Annotated in this window: 17 protein-coding genes; all 17 read right to left on the bottom strand. The window is 56.2% G+C overall.

Annotated features, from left to right (window positions below; genetic code table 11):
• Positions 1-18: 18 nt before the first annotated feature.
• The 17 genes from atpD to rpmH all read right to left on the bottom strand — a co-directional run bounded on the left by atpD (position 19) and on the right by rpmH (position 15,531).
• Positions 19-1,398: a F0F1 ATP synthase subunit beta gene (gene atpD / locus ACA074_RS28280; protein ID WP_025112247.1), complete on the bottom strand. Its 1,380-nt coding sequence runs from the start codon at positions 1,396-1,398 to the stop codon at positions 19-21.
• A 27-nt stretch (positions 1,399-1,425) separates the two neighbouring features.
• Positions 1,426-2,286, bottom strand: coding sequence for a F0F1 ATP synthase subunit gamma (atpG, locus tag ACA074_RS28285; RefSeq protein ID WP_007911960.1), 861 nt, complete (start codon positions 2,284-2,286; stop codon positions 1,426-1,428).
• A gap of 50 nt (positions 2,287-2,336) precedes the next feature.
• The gene (gene atpA, locus ACA074_RS28290; RefSeq protein WP_103302851.1) at positions 2,337-3,881 is read right to left on the bottom strand and encodes a F0F1 ATP synthase subunit alpha; all 1,545 of its coding nucleotides are present in this window, start codon (positions 3,879-3,881) and stop codon (positions 2,337-2,339) included.
• A 21-nt stretch (positions 3,882-3,902) separates the two neighbouring features.
• Positions 3,903-4,439: a F0F1 ATP synthase subunit delta gene (locus tag ACA074_RS28295; protein ID WP_103396062.1), complete on the bottom strand. Its 537-nt coding sequence runs from the start codon at positions 4,437-4,439 to the stop codon at positions 3,903-3,905.
• Between the two features lie 12 nt (positions 4,440-4,451).
• The gene (locus tag ACA074_RS28300; RefSeq protein ID WP_064116541.1) at positions 4,452-4,922 is read right to left on the bottom strand and encodes a F0F1 ATP synthase subunit B; all 471 of its coding nucleotides are present in this window, start codon (positions 4,920-4,922) and stop codon (positions 4,452-4,454) included.
• A gap of 59 nt (positions 4,923-4,981) precedes the next feature.
• Positions 4,982-5,239: a F0F1 ATP synthase subunit C gene (atpE, locus tag ACA074_RS28305; protein ID WP_003097235.1), complete on the bottom strand. Its 258-nt coding sequence runs from the start codon at positions 5,237-5,239 to the stop codon at positions 4,982-4,984.
• A gap of 133 nt (positions 5,240-5,372) precedes the next feature.
• Entirely contained in the window at positions 5,373-6,242 is an 870-nt protein-coding gene (gene atpB / locus ACA074_RS28310; RefSeq protein ID WP_095188717.1) for a F0F1 ATP synthase subunit A, read from the bottom strand.
• A gap of 16 nt (positions 6,243-6,258) precedes the next feature.
• A complete protein-coding gene (locus ACA074_RS28315) occupies positions 6,259-6,666 on the bottom strand; it encodes a F0F1 ATP synthase subunit I (protein WP_497678203.1) in 408 nt (135 codons plus the stop codon).
• A 148-nt stretch (positions 6,667-6,814) separates the two neighbouring features.
• Positions 6,815-7,687, bottom strand: a complete 873-nt coding sequence (locus tag ACA074_RS28320; RefSeq protein WP_401272288.1) for a ParB/RepB/Spo0J family partition protein — start codon at positions 7,685-7,687, stop codon at positions 6,815-6,817.
• 9 nt (positions 7,688-7,696) lie between these two features.
• Positions 7,697-8,494: a ParA family protein gene (locus tag ACA074_RS28325; protein WP_008084406.1), complete on the bottom strand. Its 798-nt coding sequence runs from the start codon at positions 8,492-8,494 to the stop codon at positions 7,697-7,699.
• Positions 8,495-8,512: 18 nt separating this feature from the next.
• Entirely contained in the window at positions 8,513-9,157 is a 645-nt protein-coding gene (rsmG, locus tag ACA074_RS28330; protein ID WP_187677231.1) for a 16S rRNA (guanine(527)-N(7))-methyltransferase RsmG, read from the bottom strand.
• Positions 9,154-11,052 (bottom strand): tRNA uridine-5-carboxymethylaminomethyl(34) synthesis enzyme MnmG, encoded by a 1,899-nt coding sequence (mnmG, locus tag ACA074_RS28335; protein WP_497246260.1) that lies wholly within the window; start codon positions 11,050-11,052, stop codon positions 9,154-9,156. The genes rsmG and mnmG overlap by 4 nt, the downstream gene beginning before the upstream one ends.
• A gap of 551 nt (positions 11,053-11,603) precedes the next feature.
• A complete protein-coding gene (gene mnmE, locus ACA074_RS28340) occupies positions 11,604-12,974 on the bottom strand; it encodes a tRNA uridine-5-carboxymethylaminomethyl(34) synthesis GTPase MnmE (RefSeq protein WP_497678204.1) in 1,371 nt (456 codons plus the stop codon).
• An 81-nt stretch (positions 12,975-13,055) separates the two neighbouring features.
• Positions 13,056-14,738 (bottom strand): membrane protein insertase YidC, encoded by a 1,683-nt coding sequence (gene yidC, locus ACA074_RS28345; protein WP_187677234.1) that lies wholly within the window; start codon positions 14,736-14,738, stop codon positions 13,056-13,058.
• A 2-nt stretch (positions 14,739-14,740) separates the two neighbouring features.
• On the bottom strand, positions 14,741-14,986 hold the full coding sequence (gene yidD / locus ACA074_RS28350) for a membrane protein insertion efficiency factor YidD (RefSeq protein ID WP_010465488.1): 246 nt from the start codon (positions 14,984-14,986) through the stop codon (positions 14,741-14,743).
• Positions 14,979-15,380: a ribonuclease P protein component gene (gene rnpA, locus ACA074_RS28355; RefSeq protein WP_045122860.1), complete on the bottom strand. Its 402-nt coding sequence runs from the start codon at positions 15,378-15,380 to the stop codon at positions 14,979-14,981. The genes yidD and rnpA overlap by 8 nt, the downstream gene beginning before the upstream one ends.
• Positions 15,381-15,396: 16 nt before the next feature.
• Entirely contained in the window at positions 15,397-15,531 is a 135-nt protein-coding gene (gene rpmH, locus ACA074_RS28360; RefSeq protein ID WP_003213577.1) for a 50S ribosomal protein L34, read from the bottom strand.
• Positions 15,532-16,097 lie beyond the last annotated feature (566 nt).

Genomic DNA, 16,097 nt, shown 5'->3' on the forward strand with positions numbered 1-16,097 from the left:
CGTTGCCGGGCGCCGGGATTACAGTTTCTTGGCTTTCTCGATCGCTTCTTCGATGCCGCCAACCATGTAGAACGCTTGTTCTGGCAGGTGGTCGTAGTCACCGTTGAGGATGCCTTTGAAGCCAGCAATGGTGTCTTTCAGGGAAACGTATTTACCCGAAGCACCGGTGAAGACTTCAGCCACGAAGAACGGCTGCGACAAGAAGCGCTGGATCTTACGAGCACGGTTAACCAACTGTTTGTCGGCTTCCGACAGCTCGTCCATCCCCAGGATCGCGATGATGTCTTTCAGCTCTTTGTAACGTTGCAGAACGTACTGGACGCCGCGAGCGGTGTCGTAGTGGTCCTGGCCGATTACGTTCGGATCCAGTTGGCGCGAAGTCGAGTCCAGTGGATCTACTGCTGGGTAGATACCCAGGGAAGCGATGTCACGGGACAGAACGACAGTGGCGTCCAAGTGGGCGAAGGTGGTCGCTGGCGACGGGTCGGTCAAGTCGTCCGCAGGTACGTATACCGCTTGGATCGAGGTGATCGAACCTTCCTTGGTCGAAGTGATACGTTCTTGCAGAACGCCCATCTCTTCAGCCAGGGTCGGCTGGTAACCTACTGCCGAAGGCATACGGCCCAGCAGTGCGGATACTTCAGTACCGGCCAGGGTGTAACGATAGATGTTGTCGACGAACAGCAGAACGTCGTTACCTTCGTCACGGAACTTCTCGGCCATGGTCAGGCCGGTCAGTGCTACGCGCAGACGGTTACCCGGCGGCTCGTTCATCTGACCGTAAACCAGTGCCACTTTGTCCAGAACGTTGGAGTCCTTCATCTCGTGGTAGAAGTCGTTACCCTCACGAGTACGCTCACCCACACCGGCGAACACGGAATAACCGCTGTGCTCGATGGCGATGTTACGGATCAGTTCCATCATGTTTACGGTTTTGCCTACACCGGCACCACCGAACAGACCGACTTTACCGCCTTTGGCAAACGGGCAAACCAGGTCGATAACCTTGATGCCGGTTTCCAGCAGGTCGTTGCCGCCTGCCTGTTCAGCGAACGAAGGCGCTGGACGGTGAATGCCCCAACGCTCTTCGGTGTCGATCGGGCCAGCTTCGTCGATCGGGTTACCGAGGACGTCCATGATCCGGCCCAGAGTCGCTTTACCGACCGGTACGGAGATGGCTGCGCCAGAGTCGGTAACTTCCAGACCGCGCTTCAAGCCCTCGGTGGAACCCATCGCAATGGTGCGAACCACGCCGTCGCCCAGCTGTTGCTGAACTTCCAGAGTGGTTGCGGCCGCGCTTTGAACTGTCAGCGCGTTGTAGATGCTCGGTACGCTGTCGCGTGGAAATTCCACGTCGATAACGGCGCCGATGATTTGAACGATACGTCCGCTACTCATAGCTGGATCCTCTGAATATTTGAACCGTTAAACCGCGGCAGCGCCGCCGACGATTTCCGAGATCTCTTGGGTGATCGCAGCCTGACGCGCCTTGTTGTAGATCAGCTGCAAATCGCTGATCAAATCACCGGCGTTGTCGGTAGCGTTCTTCATCGCGATCATCCGCGCAGCTTGTTCAGCCGCGTTGTTCTCGACCACCGCCTGGTAGACCTGCGACTCGACGTAACGGACCATCAAGCCATCAAGCAGCTCTTTGGCATCCGGTTCGTAGAGATAGTCCCAGTGGTGCTTGAGATCCTGATCAGGGGTCGCCACCAATGGAATCAACTGCTCCACGGTAGGCTGTTGCGTCATGGTGTTGATGAACTTGTTGGACACCACGGACAGGCGGTCAATACGGCCGTCCAGGTAGGCATCCAGCATCACCTTGACGCTGCCGATCAGATCATTGATCGACGGCTCTTCACCCAGGTGGCTGATAGCTGCAACGACGTTACCGCCGAAGTTGCGGAAAAAGGCCGCACCCTTGCTACCAACGACACACAGATCAATCTCGACGCCGTTTTCGCGGTTTACCGCCATGTCCTTGACCAGGGCCTTGAACAGGTTGGTGTTCAAGCCGCCGCACAAACCACGGTCACTGCTCACGACGACATAACCAACACGCTTGATTTCGCGGTCGATCATGAACGGGTGGCGGTATTCCGGGTTGGCGTTGGCCAGATGCCCAATTACCTGGCGGATACGCTCCGCATAAGGACGGCTAGCAGCCATGCGCATTTGTGCCTTGCGCATTTTGCTTACCGCCACTTTTTCCATGGCGCTGGTAATCTTTTGCGTGCTTTTGATGCTCGCAATCTTACTGCGAATCTCTTTTGCGCCTGCCATGTAACACCTATCAGGTTAGCAAGCGGGAGCCTCGCGGCTCCCGCTGCGGCTTACCAGGTTTGGGTGGCCTTGAACTTCTCGATACCGGCTTTCATGCCAGCGTCGATTTCGTCATTGAAGTCACCTTTAACGTTGATCTTGGCCATCAAATCGGCGTGATCGCGGTTGAAGAAAGCGATCAGCGCTTGTTCGAAGCTGCCGATCTTGGCGATTTCAATGTCAGTCAGGAACCCACGCTCAGCGGCATACAGCGACAGCGCCATGTCAGCAATCGACATTGGTGCGTATTGCTTCTGCTTCATCAGCTCGGTAACGCGCTGACCATGCTCAAGTTGCTTACGGGTCGCTTCGTCCAGGTCAGAAGCGAACTGGGCGAATGCCGCCAGTTCACGGTACTGAGCCAGAGCGGTACGGATACCACCGGACAGCTTCTTGATGATCTTGGTCTGAGCGGCACCACCCACACGGGATACCGAAACACCGGCGTTCACTGCAGGGCGGATGCCCGAGTTGAACATGGCCGATTCCAGGAAGATCTGACCGTCGGTGATGGAAATCACGTTGGTCGGAACGAACGCGGAAACGTCGCCAGCCTGGGTTTCGATGATCGGCAGTGCGGTCAGGGAACCGGTTTTGCCGGTCACTGCGCCGTTGGTGAACTTCTCTACGTACTCTTCCGAAACGCGGGATGCGCGCTCCAGCAGACGGGAGTGGAGATAGAACACGTCGCCTGGGTAAGCTTCACGGCCTGGTGGACGGCGCAGCAGCAGGGAAATCTGGCGGTAAGCCACTGCTTGCTTGGACAGATCGTCATAAACGATCAGCGCGTCTTCACCGCGGTCGCGGAAGAATTCACCCATGGTGCAACCGGAGTACGGTGCCAGGAATTGCAGCGCAGGAGATTCCGAAGCACTGGCAGCCACGATGATCGTGTTGGCCAGGGCGCCGTTTTCTTCCAGCTTGCGAACCACGTTGGCGATGGTCGATTGCTTCTGACCGATAGCTACGTAGACGCAGAAAATGCCGCTGTCTTTCTGGTTGATGATCGCGTCGATCGCCAGAGCGGTTTTACCGATCTGACGGTCACCGATGATCAGCTCACGCTGGCCACGGCCGACAGGAATCATGGCATCGACAGCCTTGTAGCCAGTCTGTACAGGCTGGTCTACCGACTTACGCCAGATCACGCCTGGAGCAACTTTCTCGACCGCGTCGGTCTCGGTGTTGCCCAGTGGACCTTTGCCGTCAACAGGGTTACCCAGTGCGTCGACTACGCGACCCAGCAGTTCCTTACCAACCGGAACTTCGAGGATGCGGCCAGTGCACTTGGCGCTCATGCCTTCAGCCAGAGACTGGTAGGAGCCCAATACAACGGCACCTACGGAGTCTTGCTCCAGGTTGAGGGCCATACCGTAGACGCCGCCCGGAAACTCGATCATCTCGCCGTACATTACGTCGGCCAGACCGTGAATCCGCACGATGCCGTCAGATACGCTGACGACAGTGCCTTCGTTACGGGCTTGGGAGGTCACATCGAGCTTGTCGATGCGGCCCTTGATAATTTCACTTATTTCGGAAGGATTGAGTTGCTGCATTGCTCTGCTGCCCCTTCAAACTCAAGATTTCAATGCTTCGGCAAGTTTCGCGATTTTGCCGCGAATCGAGCCATCGATAACCAGGTCGCCGGCGCGGATAACGACACCACCTATAAGGGCAGCATCCTCCGCAACTTGCAGGCGCACTTCCCGGTTGAGTCGTGCACTGAGAACCTTGGCGAGTTTGTCTTGCTGTTCTTGGTTCAATGCAAATGCACTGGTTACTTCCACGTCTACCGATTTCTCTTGTTCGGCCTTGTACAGGTCGAAAAGAGCGGCGATCTCCGGCAGAAGCAGGAGACGGTCGTTTTCGGCAACGACGTTGATGAAGTTCTGTGCCTTGGCATCAAACTTGTCGCCGCACACGTCAATAAACGTGGCGGCCTTTTCTGCGCTCGTCAGTCGCGGGGCCTTGAGCACGCGCTGCATGGTGTCGTCTTGCGACACCGCTGCAGCCAGGCCGAGCATGGCTGACCAATTGGCCAGTTGCTGGTGGGCCTGAGCGTGCTCGAAGGCCGCCTTAGCGTAAGGTCGGGCCAACGTGGTCAGTTCTGCCATGATCGCCCTCGCTTAGATTTCAGCAGCCAGTTGGTTAACCAGCTCTGCGTGCGCGTTTTGATCGATTGTGGCACCCAGGATCTTCTCGGCGCCGCCGACAGCCAGCATACCCACTTGGGCGCGCAGCTTGTCTTTGACACTGTTCAGTTCCTGTTCGATCTCGGCTTGAGCCTGAACCTTCACACGGTCAGCGTCGACACGGGCCTTTTCAACGGCCTCTTCGACAATCTGGTTACCGCGTTTCTTGGCTTGCTCGATGATTTCAGCTGCCTGAGCTTTCGCTTCGCGCAGTTGCTGACCCGCTTTTTCTTGGGCCAACTCCAGGTCGCGAGCTGCACGGCTGGCAGCGTCCAGACCATCAGCGATCTTCTTTTGACGTTCGTGCAGAGCAGCGATGACCGGAGGCCATACATACTTCATGCAGAACAGTACAAAAATCAGGAACGCAACGGACTGGCCAATCAGGGTCGCATTAATGTTCACGCCAACACCTCGCAGTTACGTTGTCCATCACATCAAATTACTCGGAAAACTCCGGGTAATTAGCCAGCGATCTGACCAACGAACGGGTTCGCAAAGGTGAAGAACAGAGCGATACCAACACCGATCATGGTTACGGCGTCGAGCAGACCGGCAACGATGAACATTTTAACTTGCAGCATTGGAACCATTTCTGGCTGACGCGCTGCGCCTTCCAGGAACTTGCCGCCCAGCAGGCCGAAACCAATTGCGGTACCCAGTGCGCCCAGGCCGATCAACAGTGCAACAGCGATAGCGGTTAGACCAACTACAGTTTCCATCTTTCCTCCCGACTTTTACGTCGTATGGTTTAGGTTTTTTAGATTAAAGCGGTAAAACAAATCGTTTCAGGTGCCCTGTGAAGAGCCCCTTCCCGTTTGACCGGGAAGGACATCAGACTAGTCGAGACTGGTCTTAATGGTTTTCTTCGTGCGCCATCGACAGGTAAACGATGGTCAGCATCATGAAGATGAACGCCTGCAGTGTGATGATCAGGATGTGGAACACAGCCCACGCCCACTGCAGAACAACGCCCAGGCCGCTCAGCCAGAGCAGGCCGCTGCCGAACATCACAGCGATCAGAATGAACACCAGCTCGCCGGCATACATGTTGCCGAACAGACGCAGAGCCAGGGAGATCGGCTTGGCGATCAGGGTCACGAATTCCAGCAGGAAGTTCACCGGGATCAGCAGGGCCTGAACGAAGATGTTCTTGCTGCCGAACGGGTGCAGGGTCAGTTCGCCGATGAAGCCGCCGATGCCCTTGACCTTGATGCTATAGAAAATGATCAGTGCGAAAACCGAGAGCGCCATGCCCAGGGTCGCGTTCGGGTCAGTAGTCGACACGGCGCGGAACGGGATGTGCTGGTCGCCGGAGATCAGGATGGCCAGTTGAGGAATCCAGTCGACCGGAATCAGGTCGACTGCGTTCATCAGGAACACCCAGACGAAGATGGTCAGTGCCAGCGGTGCAATCACCGGGCTACGGCCATGGAAGCTGTCTTTCACGCTGCCATCGACGAATTCGACCAATACTTCAACGAAGTTCTGCAAAGCACCCGGCTGACCCGACGTTGCCTTTTTTGCCGCCATGCGGAAAAGAAGGACGAAGATCAGACCCAACGCAACCGACCAGCCGAGGGTATCGACGTGGAAAGCCCAGAAGCCCATTTCTTTGGCTTCTGCTGCGGTATGGGCAAAGCCCCAGCCGCCGTTAGGTAGCTGACCGAAGGTCAGGTTCTGCAAGTGGTGCTGGATATAGCCCGAAGCGGTTGTTTCTGCCATGGTTGCCTCAAACGCCCTAAGGTCTCGAAAGTCTTGTTCTCATCAGCAGGGGAGCGAACCAGCTGACCGACTGAGTCAGCACGAACGCGCCGAATACAGCTATCGGCGCCAGTGGCTTCACACCTGCAAACACCAGTGCAAAGAGCACTGCCGTCAAAATCAGTTTGCCTGCCTCGCCGGCGTAAAAAGACCGGACGATGGACTGGGCTGCTCGGGCGCCGGAAAACCGAAATGCCTTGAGAGCGAAATAAACATTGGGCAGCAAGGCTATCAGGCCTCCGCAAAGTCCCGAGTATCCGGCAACGACTCCATGCCATTGCCAGAGCGCCAAAGCGGCAATGAGCAAAATGACAAATTGAGCCATTAACACCGGAAAAACCGCCAGGCGATGGAACGGCAGGCGGTTTGGCTTGCGGGTTTCCATCACGTTTGCTCTCCAATGGTCGGCTGCCAGAATTCAATAACTTGGCATAATTTGTGCCGACAAAATGCGCGCAGAGTATAGGGGCGGTTCTGCCCCTATTCAACTGTCAGGTAGTGATTTCCGACTGCTCGCTACATGTGGAAATGTTTCAGCGGATGTGTGCGAGCACACCTTGGAGCTCATCGAGGGAGTTGTAACCGATCACCAACTGCCCCTTTCCCTTCTTCCCGTGGCGAATCTGCACCGCAGAGCCTAGGCGCTCGGCCAGACGCTGTTCGAGGCGGGCGATATCCGGGTCGGGTTTGGTGGCTTCCACAGGCTCCGGTTTACCACTCAACCACTGGCGAACCAGTGCCTCAGTTTGGCGCACGGTAAGACCGCGTGCGACAACATGTCGCGCCCCTTCAACCTGCTGATTGTCCGGCAAACCGAGCAAAGCACGGGCATGACCCATTTCCAGGTCGCCGTGGGACAGCATGGTCTTGATGACTTCCGGCAGCGCAATAAGCCGCAACAGGTTAGCCACAGTGACGCGGGACTTACCCACAGCCTCGGCGACTTGTTGCTGAGTCAGCTGGAATTCCTGCTGCAAACGCTGCAAGGCCACCGCTTCTTCAATCGGGTTGAGGTCCTCGCGCTGAATGTTCTCGATCAGCGCAATGGCAATTGCGGTTTCATCCGGGACATCGCGGACCATCGCCGGGATGGTTTCCTGCCCGGCTTGTTGGCTAGCGCGCCAGCGACGTTCACCGGCAATGATCTCAAACCGGCCACCACCGATCGGGCGCACCACGATCGGTTGCATGACACCTTGTGCCTTGATCGACTGCGCCAGCTCTTCCAGCGCCTGCGGATCCATGTCCCGACGTGGTTGATACTTGCCGCGCTGGAGCAGGTCCAGCGGCAGGTGTTGCAACTCGCGGGTATCCGCTTGCGCGGCTTGTTCTTCAAGCGAGCTGACGGTCGGACCACTCAGCAGTGCATCCAGTCCACGTCCGAGACCTCGTTTCTTGACGGCCATGGGGATTCCTTAAGTTGCCTGAGCGGCGGCGATGCGTGAATTTTTGCGCTGACGACGAACCATCTCGCCCGCCAGGGCCAGATAGGCCAGTGCACCACGCGATTGCTTGTCGTAGGCCAGCGCCGGCATGCCGTAGCTCGGCGCTTCGGCCAGGCGGATGTTGCGCGGGATCACGGTGTCATACAGCTGATCGCCGAAGTGTTCCTTGAGCTGGGCCGAAACGTCGTTCATCAGGCTCAGGCGCGGGTCATACATGGTCCGCAGCAAACCTTCGACTTTCAGGTTCGGGTTCAACAGTTCGGCGATACGCTTGATGTTATCCACAAGGTCGCTCAAACCTTCCAGCGCAAAGTATTCGCACTGCATGGGGATAATCACCCCATCAGCAGCCACCAATGCGTTCAGCGTGAGCATCGACAGCGACGGCGGGCAGTCGATCAAAATGTAATCGTAGTTTTCACGGATCGGCGCCAACGCACTGCGCAGGCGGCTTTCCTTCATCTGCATTTCCAGCAGAACCACTTCGGCGGCCGTCAAGTCGCGGTTGGCCGGCAGCAATTGATAACCGCCGTGCTCGGAATAGTGCATGGCCTGAGCCAGATCGCATTCGCCGATCAGCAGGTCATAGACCGAGTTTTCCAGGCCATGTTTATCCACACCGCTACCCATGGTGGCGTTGCCCTGTGGATCGAGATCGATCAACAGCACCCGACGCTTGGTCGCGACCAGGGATGCTGCGAGGTTGATGCAGGTGGTGGTCTTGCCCACACCACCCTTCTGGTTCGCTATCGCGAATACCTTAGCCATTCTTGCTTGTGTTCCCAATCATGCCGTGCGGCGCAGTATCAGCAGATGGCGTTGGCCTTGGCAACCGGGTACGGCCAGGGCGTGTTCGCTATCGAGTTTGAAGTCTGCCGGCAATGCTACCAGCTCATCGGCCGGATGAACGCCCTTCATTGCCAGCCAGCGTGTATCGGCGTCGCCCAGATGGCGAGTCCAGTTGGTGAAGTTTTCCATGCTGCTGAACGCCCGGGAAATGATCCCGTTGAATGGCTGTGCAGGCTGAAACGCTTCGACGCGACTGTGGATAACTTGCAGGTTATCCAGTTTGAGTTCGAGTTTTACCTGGGTCAGGAAGCGGGTTTTCTTGCCGTTACTGTCCAGACAGGTCACTTGCGAGTCCGGATACAGGATGGCCAACGGGATCCCCGGCATGCCGCCGCCGCTGCCAACGTCGAGCCAGCGACCGTTTTCGATGAACGACATGACACTCAGACTATCGAGCAGATGACGCGAGACCATCTCGTCCGGATCACGAACCGCAGTCAGGTTGTAGGCCTGGTTCCATTTGATCAACAGGGCCAGATAACCCAGCAGCAATTCGTGCTGGGTTTCGCTGAGATGGACACCGAGCTCGCGGGCTCCTGTGGATAACTCTTCGGCGTGTTGCGAAGTGACCTTAGAACTCAAGCGCTTTGCTCCAACTGACGGCCCGCGCCGCGTTTTTTCAAATGAATCATCAACAGCGAAATCGCTGCCGGGGTCACGCCCGGGATCCGCGAAGCCTGGCCCAGCGTCTCTGGACGCGTCGCGCCGAGCTTGCTCTGGATCTCCTTGGAGAGACCGGAAATGTTGGTGTAATCGATATCCACAGGCAGTTTCGTGTCTTCACTGGCGCGCAGACGGGCGATTTCGTCTTGTTGACGGTCGATGTAACCGGCGTACTTGGTTTTGATCTCAACCTGTTCGGCGACCTGTGGGTCTTCGGCGCCGTTGCCGGTCACTTCGACCAGACCAGCGTAGTCGATTTCCGGACGGCTCAAGAGGTTGAGCAAGTTGTATTCGTGGGTCAGCGGCGTGCCGAATTTTTCAGCAATCGCATCGCCCTGCGGCGTTCCCGGGCGAACCCAGGTGCTTTTCAGGCGCTGCTCTTCCAGTTCGATGCTTTCGCGTTTCTTGCAGAAGGCCGCCCAACGCGCGTCATCGACCAGACCCAGTTCGCGACCTTTTTCGGTCAGACGCAGGTCGGCGTTGTCCTCGCGCAGGATCAGGCGGTACTCGGCACGGGAAGTGAACATTCGGTACGGCTCTTGGGTACCGAGGGTGATCAGGTCATCGACCAAAACCCCGATGTACGCCTCATCACGGCGGGGACACCAGGCTTCTTTGCCTTTCGCACGCAATGCAGCGTTGGCCCCGGCCAGCAAACCTTGTGCACCGGCTTCTTCGTAACCGGTGGTGCCGTTGATTTGCCCGGCGAAAAACAGACCGCCGATGACTTTGGTTTCGAGGCTGTACTTCAGGTCGCGCGGATCGAAGTAGTCGTACTCGATCGCATAACCCGGACGCATGATGTGCGCGTTTTCCATGCCGCGGATCGATTGCACGATCTGCAATTGCACGTCGAACGGCAAGCTTGTGGATATCCCGTTCGGATAAAGCTCATGGGTGGTCAAACCTTCCGGTTCGATAAACACCTGATGGCTTTCCTTGTCGGCAAAGCGGTGAATCTTGTCTTCGATCGACGGGCAATAACGCGGACCGATGCCTTCGATCTCGCCGGCAGCCGAATACATCGGCGAACGGTCGAGGTTCGCGGCAATGATTTCGTGGGTGCGGGCGTTCGTGTGAGTAATCCAGCAGCTGACCTGGCGTGGATGCTGTTCTTTGTTGCCCATGAACGACATCACCGGGATCGGCGTATCGCCTGGCTGCTCGGTCATCACCGAGAAATCCACAGACTTGCCGTCAATGCGCGGTGGCGTACCGGTTTTCAAACGACCGACACGCAGTGGCAGCTCACGCAAACGGTGAGCCAGGGCAATCGATGGCGGATCACCGGCACGACCGCCGGAAAAATTCTGCAAACCGATGTGGATAAGTCCACCAAGGAACGTGCCGGTGGTCAACACCACGGAATCGGCGAAGAAACGCAGACCCATCTGGGTGACAACACCACGGACTTGTTCTTGCTCGACGATCAGGTCATCAGCAGCCTGTTGAAATATCCACAGGTTCGGCTGGTTTTCCAGAATTTCGCGGACAGCAGCTTTGTAAAGAATGCGGTCGGCTTGTGCACGGGTTGCCCGTACGGCCGGGCCTTTGCGGCTGTTCAAAACGCGAAACTGGATGCCGCCTTTATCGGTAGCCATGGCCATCGCGCCGCCGAGGGCATCGATTTCCTTGACCAGATGGCTTTTGCCGATGCCACCGATGGCCGGGTTGCAACTCATGGCGCCGAGGGTTTCCACGTTATGCGTCAGCAACAGGGTTTTTGCCCCCATACGTGCTGACGCCAGTGCTGCCTCGGTACCGGCATGACCGCCGCCGATGACGATCACTTCAAAACGGGAAGGGAAATCCACCACGCACCTCGTGCCTGCTTAAGTAGGTAATTCAGGAATAGTTTGAGATCAGGTTTCTGGACCTGGTCGGCAAGTATAGGGACTTCGCCCTTCCTAAAGAACCCTTTGCACAAAATTTAACCAGCTGTGGAGAACTCTCGGTTAAAAAAATAAAAAAGAAAGAAATTTATAGAATCTTTGTTTTTATGTTTATTCTTACTGCCCTACATTTCTGTGGATAGATCTCTACAGGCCTTTATATTCAATGTGTACAGAGATTCAAAACCCTGTGCCCATGTGCCAATGAGGCCCTTGGATAACCGGTGTAAGCCTGTGGATGAAAGGGGTGGTTATCCACAGAGGGGTTTATATCCAGTTTTCAGGCCCTGTTATCAACTGACCTCAATGGCAGTTATTCACAGGGCTTAATCCACAGAAATTCGATCATCGGATAAATTTCGGGCACGAAGAAACCGCTCGAACTGGAGAGTCAGTCGGGCACTTCAGGCTGATATTCAGAAAGAAGAAACAAAAACGGGCCACGAACGGGCCCGTTTGAACGTACCGGCGGGTTACTTACCGATGCAGAAGCTGGAAAAGATCCGTCCCAGCAGATCATCAGAGCTGAAGGCCCCGGTGATTTCACCCAAAGAGTGCTGGGCTTGGCGCAGATCTTCGGCCAGAAGCTCACCTGCCCCCGCCAGAGTCAGCTGCGCGCGCCCATGTTCCAGGGCTGCGCTGGCGTGGCGCAAGGCTTCCAGATGCCGGCGACGAGCACTGAAACTGCTTTCCGACGTTTGCTCGTAACCCATGCAGGCCTTGAGATGATCACGCAGTAGTTCCAGTCCTTCACCTGCCGATTTGGCGCTCAGGCTGATGGTGACGTGGCCGTCATCGCTGACTTCCAGGGCAATGGTCTCGCCCGTAAGATCAGCTTTGTTACGAATCAAGGTGACTTTCGCAGGATCCGGACGTACTTCAAGAAACTCCGGCCACAAGGCGAACGGGTCCAACGCTTCTGGCGCGGTCGCATCGACGACCAGTAATACTCGATCCGCTTCACCGATGGCTTTCAGTGCCCGCTCGACGCCGATCTTTTCTACTTGATCATCGGTGTCGCGCAGACCCGCGGTATCGACAACGTGCAGTGGCATCCCGTCGATGTGGATATGTTCACGCAGAATGTCGCGAGTGGTGCCGGCGATCTCGGTAACGATCGCCGCTTCGCGCCCGGCCAAGGCGTTCAACAGGCTGGACTTGCCGGCATTCGGCCGACCGGCAATGACCACCGTCATGCCATCGCGCAGCAAAGCACCCTGCCCGGCCTCGCGCAGCACTGTGGATAATTCATCGCGCACCTTGTCGAGCATGCTCAACACATGGCCATCGGCGAGGAAGTCGATTTCTTCCTCCGGGAAGTCTATGGCCGCTTCGACGTAGATGCGCAGGCCGATCAATTGTTCGGTGAGGTTATGCACACGCTGGGAAAACGCCCCCTGCAAAGAACGCAGGGCGTTGCGCGCGGCCTGTGCAGAACTTGCTTCGATCAAGTCGGCAATTGCCTCGGCCTGGGCCAGGTCGAGTTTGTCATTGAGAAAGGCGCGCTCGCTGAACTCGCCCGGCCGTGCCAAACGGCAGCCTAGTTCCAGACAACGCTTGAGCAACATGTCCAGAACGATCGGGCCACCGTGACCCTGCAGTTCCAGCACGTCTTCACCGGTGAATGAATTAGGCCCAGGAAAGTACAGCGCCAGACCTTCGTCGAGTACTTGCTGATCGTCGCTGAAAAAAGGGCCGTAATGGGCGTAGCGTGGTTTCAGTTCGCGGCCGCTGATGGCTTTGGCAGCAACACTGGCCAACGGGCCGGAAACACGGACGATGCCCACACCTCCGCGACCTTGGGCGGTGGCAACAGCTGCGATGGTTTCACGAGGTGCGCTCATAAACCGGAATCCATACAAAAGTGGCAGATAGCAAAACGCCCCACTAGGGGGCGTTTTGAGTGGTGTTATCCACAGAGCAAGTTACGCCTCGGCTTTTTTCGTCGCCGCTTCGATCTTACGCGTGATGTACCACTGTTGTGCAATCGACAGGCAGTTGTTCACAACCCAGTACAGCACCAGACCAGCCGGGAACCACAGGAAGAAGAAGGTGAAGATGATTGGCATCATTTTCATGACCTTCGCCTGCATCGGATCCGGAGGAGTCGGGTTCAACTGCTGCTGGATGAACATGGTTGCGCCCATGATGATCGGCAGAATGAAGAATGGATCCTTGATCGACAAGTCAGTGATCCAAAGCATGAACGGCGCCTGGCGCATTTCCACGCTTTCCAGCAGAACCCAGTACAGCGAAAGGAAAACCGGCATCTGCACGAGGATCGGCAAGCAGCCGCCCAGCGGATTGATCTTCTCTTTCTTGTACAGCTCCATCATGGCTTGCGACATTTTCTGCCGGTCATCGCCATGTTGCTCTTTCAGTGCAGCCAGTTTCGGCGCAACGGCACGCATGCGCGCCATCGATTTGTAGCTGGCAGCCGACAGAGGGAAGAAAATACCCTTGATCAGCATGGTCAGGAAGATGATCGACCAGCCCCAGTTACCGACAATGGCGTGGATATGTTGCAGCAGCCAGAAGATTGGCTGGGCAATGAACCACAGAATGCCGTAGTCGACGGTCAGTTCCAGACCTGGGGACAACTCTTTCAGCACAGCCTGGCTTTTCGGACCGGCGTACAGCACAGCACTGGTTTCAACTTTGGCACCCGGTGCTGCGGTCAGCGTAGGACCTGTGTAACCGATGATGTAGTTGCCTTTGCTGTCTTTACGGGTCTGGACGATGTTGTTTTCGCCCTTGACCGGAATCCATGCAGTCACGAAGTAGTGTTGCAGCCAGGCTACCCAACCACCGGTAACGGTTTCTTTGAGTTGGGCCTTGTCCATGTCCTTCATGGACACTTTCTTGTACGGCTCCGAACTTGTCCACAGGGCGGCGCCCAGGTAAGTGGCGGTGCCAGTAGCGGTTGTGGACGAAGGATCGGCGCTGCTATCACGCTTTAACTGGGCGAACATCGCGCCATTCCACGGCTGAGCGCTCTGGTTATCCACAATGTACGAAACGGCTACGTCATACAGGCCGCGTTTCAGGGTGAAACGCTTGATGTAATTGACGCCGTCCTTGCTGAACTTCAGGTCGACGACCAGTTGGTCCTGACCGTCAGCCAGTTGATAAGTCTTCTTCTCCGAGGAGTAGACCGGGCGACCAGCCGGATTTGCGTCCGGGCCGTTGGTGCCGATCAGACCGCTTTGCGCCAGATAAACGCGTTCGCCGCCGTTATCGAACAGCTGGAACGGAACGTCCGGACGATCCTGACGACGTGGATACAGAGGCAAGGTCAGTTGAGCAACGTCACCACCTTGTGGATCGATCGCGAGATCGAGCACGTCGGTTTTGATCTGGATCAGATCCTTGCTGGCGGCTACCGGTGTTTCGGCAGGTGCGCTGGTATCGCTAGCGGCACGCGGAATATCGTCACTGGCGGCAGCATTATTGCCAGTGGCGGTGTCCGGCAAACCGGATGTAGTCGTACTGGAAGCAACATTCTGAGTCGGCAGGGCAGCCTGGCCATAGTCCTGGTTCCATTTAAGAACCATAACGTAGGACACGATTGCCAGGGCGACGATCAGGATCGTGCGTTTGATATCCATGATTACTCGGCCATCGAAGAAGAACGGGAGGTAGGGATAGGCGGAACCGGGTCATAACCACCGGGATTCCACGGATGACAGCGACCTAAACGACGAAAGGTCAGCCAGCCACCGCGCAGAAGGCCATGATTTTCAATGGCTTCATACGCGTAGCAGGAACAACTGGGGTAGAAACGACAGTGACTGGCCATCAAAGGACTAATGGCGTAGCGATAAAACTGGATCGGAACGAGGGCCAGTTTACGCATCAGGACTGTCTACCCCTACAGTTTCGGTGTTGACTGCTGGAACTGGCTTGTTACGGGCCAGACGCTTCCAGAGCTTGCCGAAATGCTGAATCAATTCGGGGTTTTCTACATCACCCAAACCTTTGCGCGCGACGATAACGATGTCCCAGCCGACCAGTGAATCCTGGTGCAGACGGAACGATTCGCGCATCAGACGTTTGAGGCGATTGCGCTCAACGGAGAGCTTTACGCTCTTTTTCCCGATAACCAGCCCGAGACGGGGGTGATCAAGATCGTTGTTGCGTGCAAGGAGCAGGAGATTTTTCCCCGGAACCTTGCCGGTAGGGGAGTCAAAGACTGCCTTGAAATGCCGGGGGGTAAGCAGACGCTTTTCCCGACTGAAGTCCTGACTCACCTCCAGTACCGGATTATCAAACTGCCAGACGCGCACGACCTTTGGCGCGACGACGCGACAGGACTGCGCGGCCGTTCTTGGTTGCCATGCGAGCACGGAAACCGTGGGTACGAGCGCGTTTGATAGTGCTTGGTTGGAAAGTACGTTTCATGTCGTGTTACCTGGTTCGTCCACAACGGGCCGGAATGGCCCCCGTTTTAAGAGACCGGGGATTCTAGAGAAAGCAAGCCTTCAGGTCAATTTCCAACCAACGTTTCCTTATAAATAGATCTCGGGCACTTCTTTGGCTGAAAGCCTGTTCACCATACATAAAAATAAAGAAGGGAATTATTTAAAGCTTTTCTGTAAAGCTTATAAAAGCTAGGGCGGCATTCATCTGTGGATAACTGCCATCAGGCCATATTTTACGTGGTGTACAGAGAATGACAACTACAGTGGAAAACCGTGTTCAGCCTGTGCTGCGCTGTCGGATAACCTGTGTGTGGAAAGGGCTGTTATCCACAGGCAGGTTATCCACCGAGTTTCGCCCCCAGTTGTCCAGTGCCCTTAGAGGCGGTTATCCACAGAGCTTATTCACACACCGTTGGTCGCCTTTTTGCCGGTTAACGCATTGATAAATCATGGTCACCGCACAACCTGCATGTGGATAAGTGGACGGCTCGCCGCTACAATGGCCGCTTGTTTTTGCCTCACCGGCTTTCAACTTAGGGGATATCC

It is taken from the genome of Pseudomonas sp. LBUM1655 (assembly GCF_059716085.1).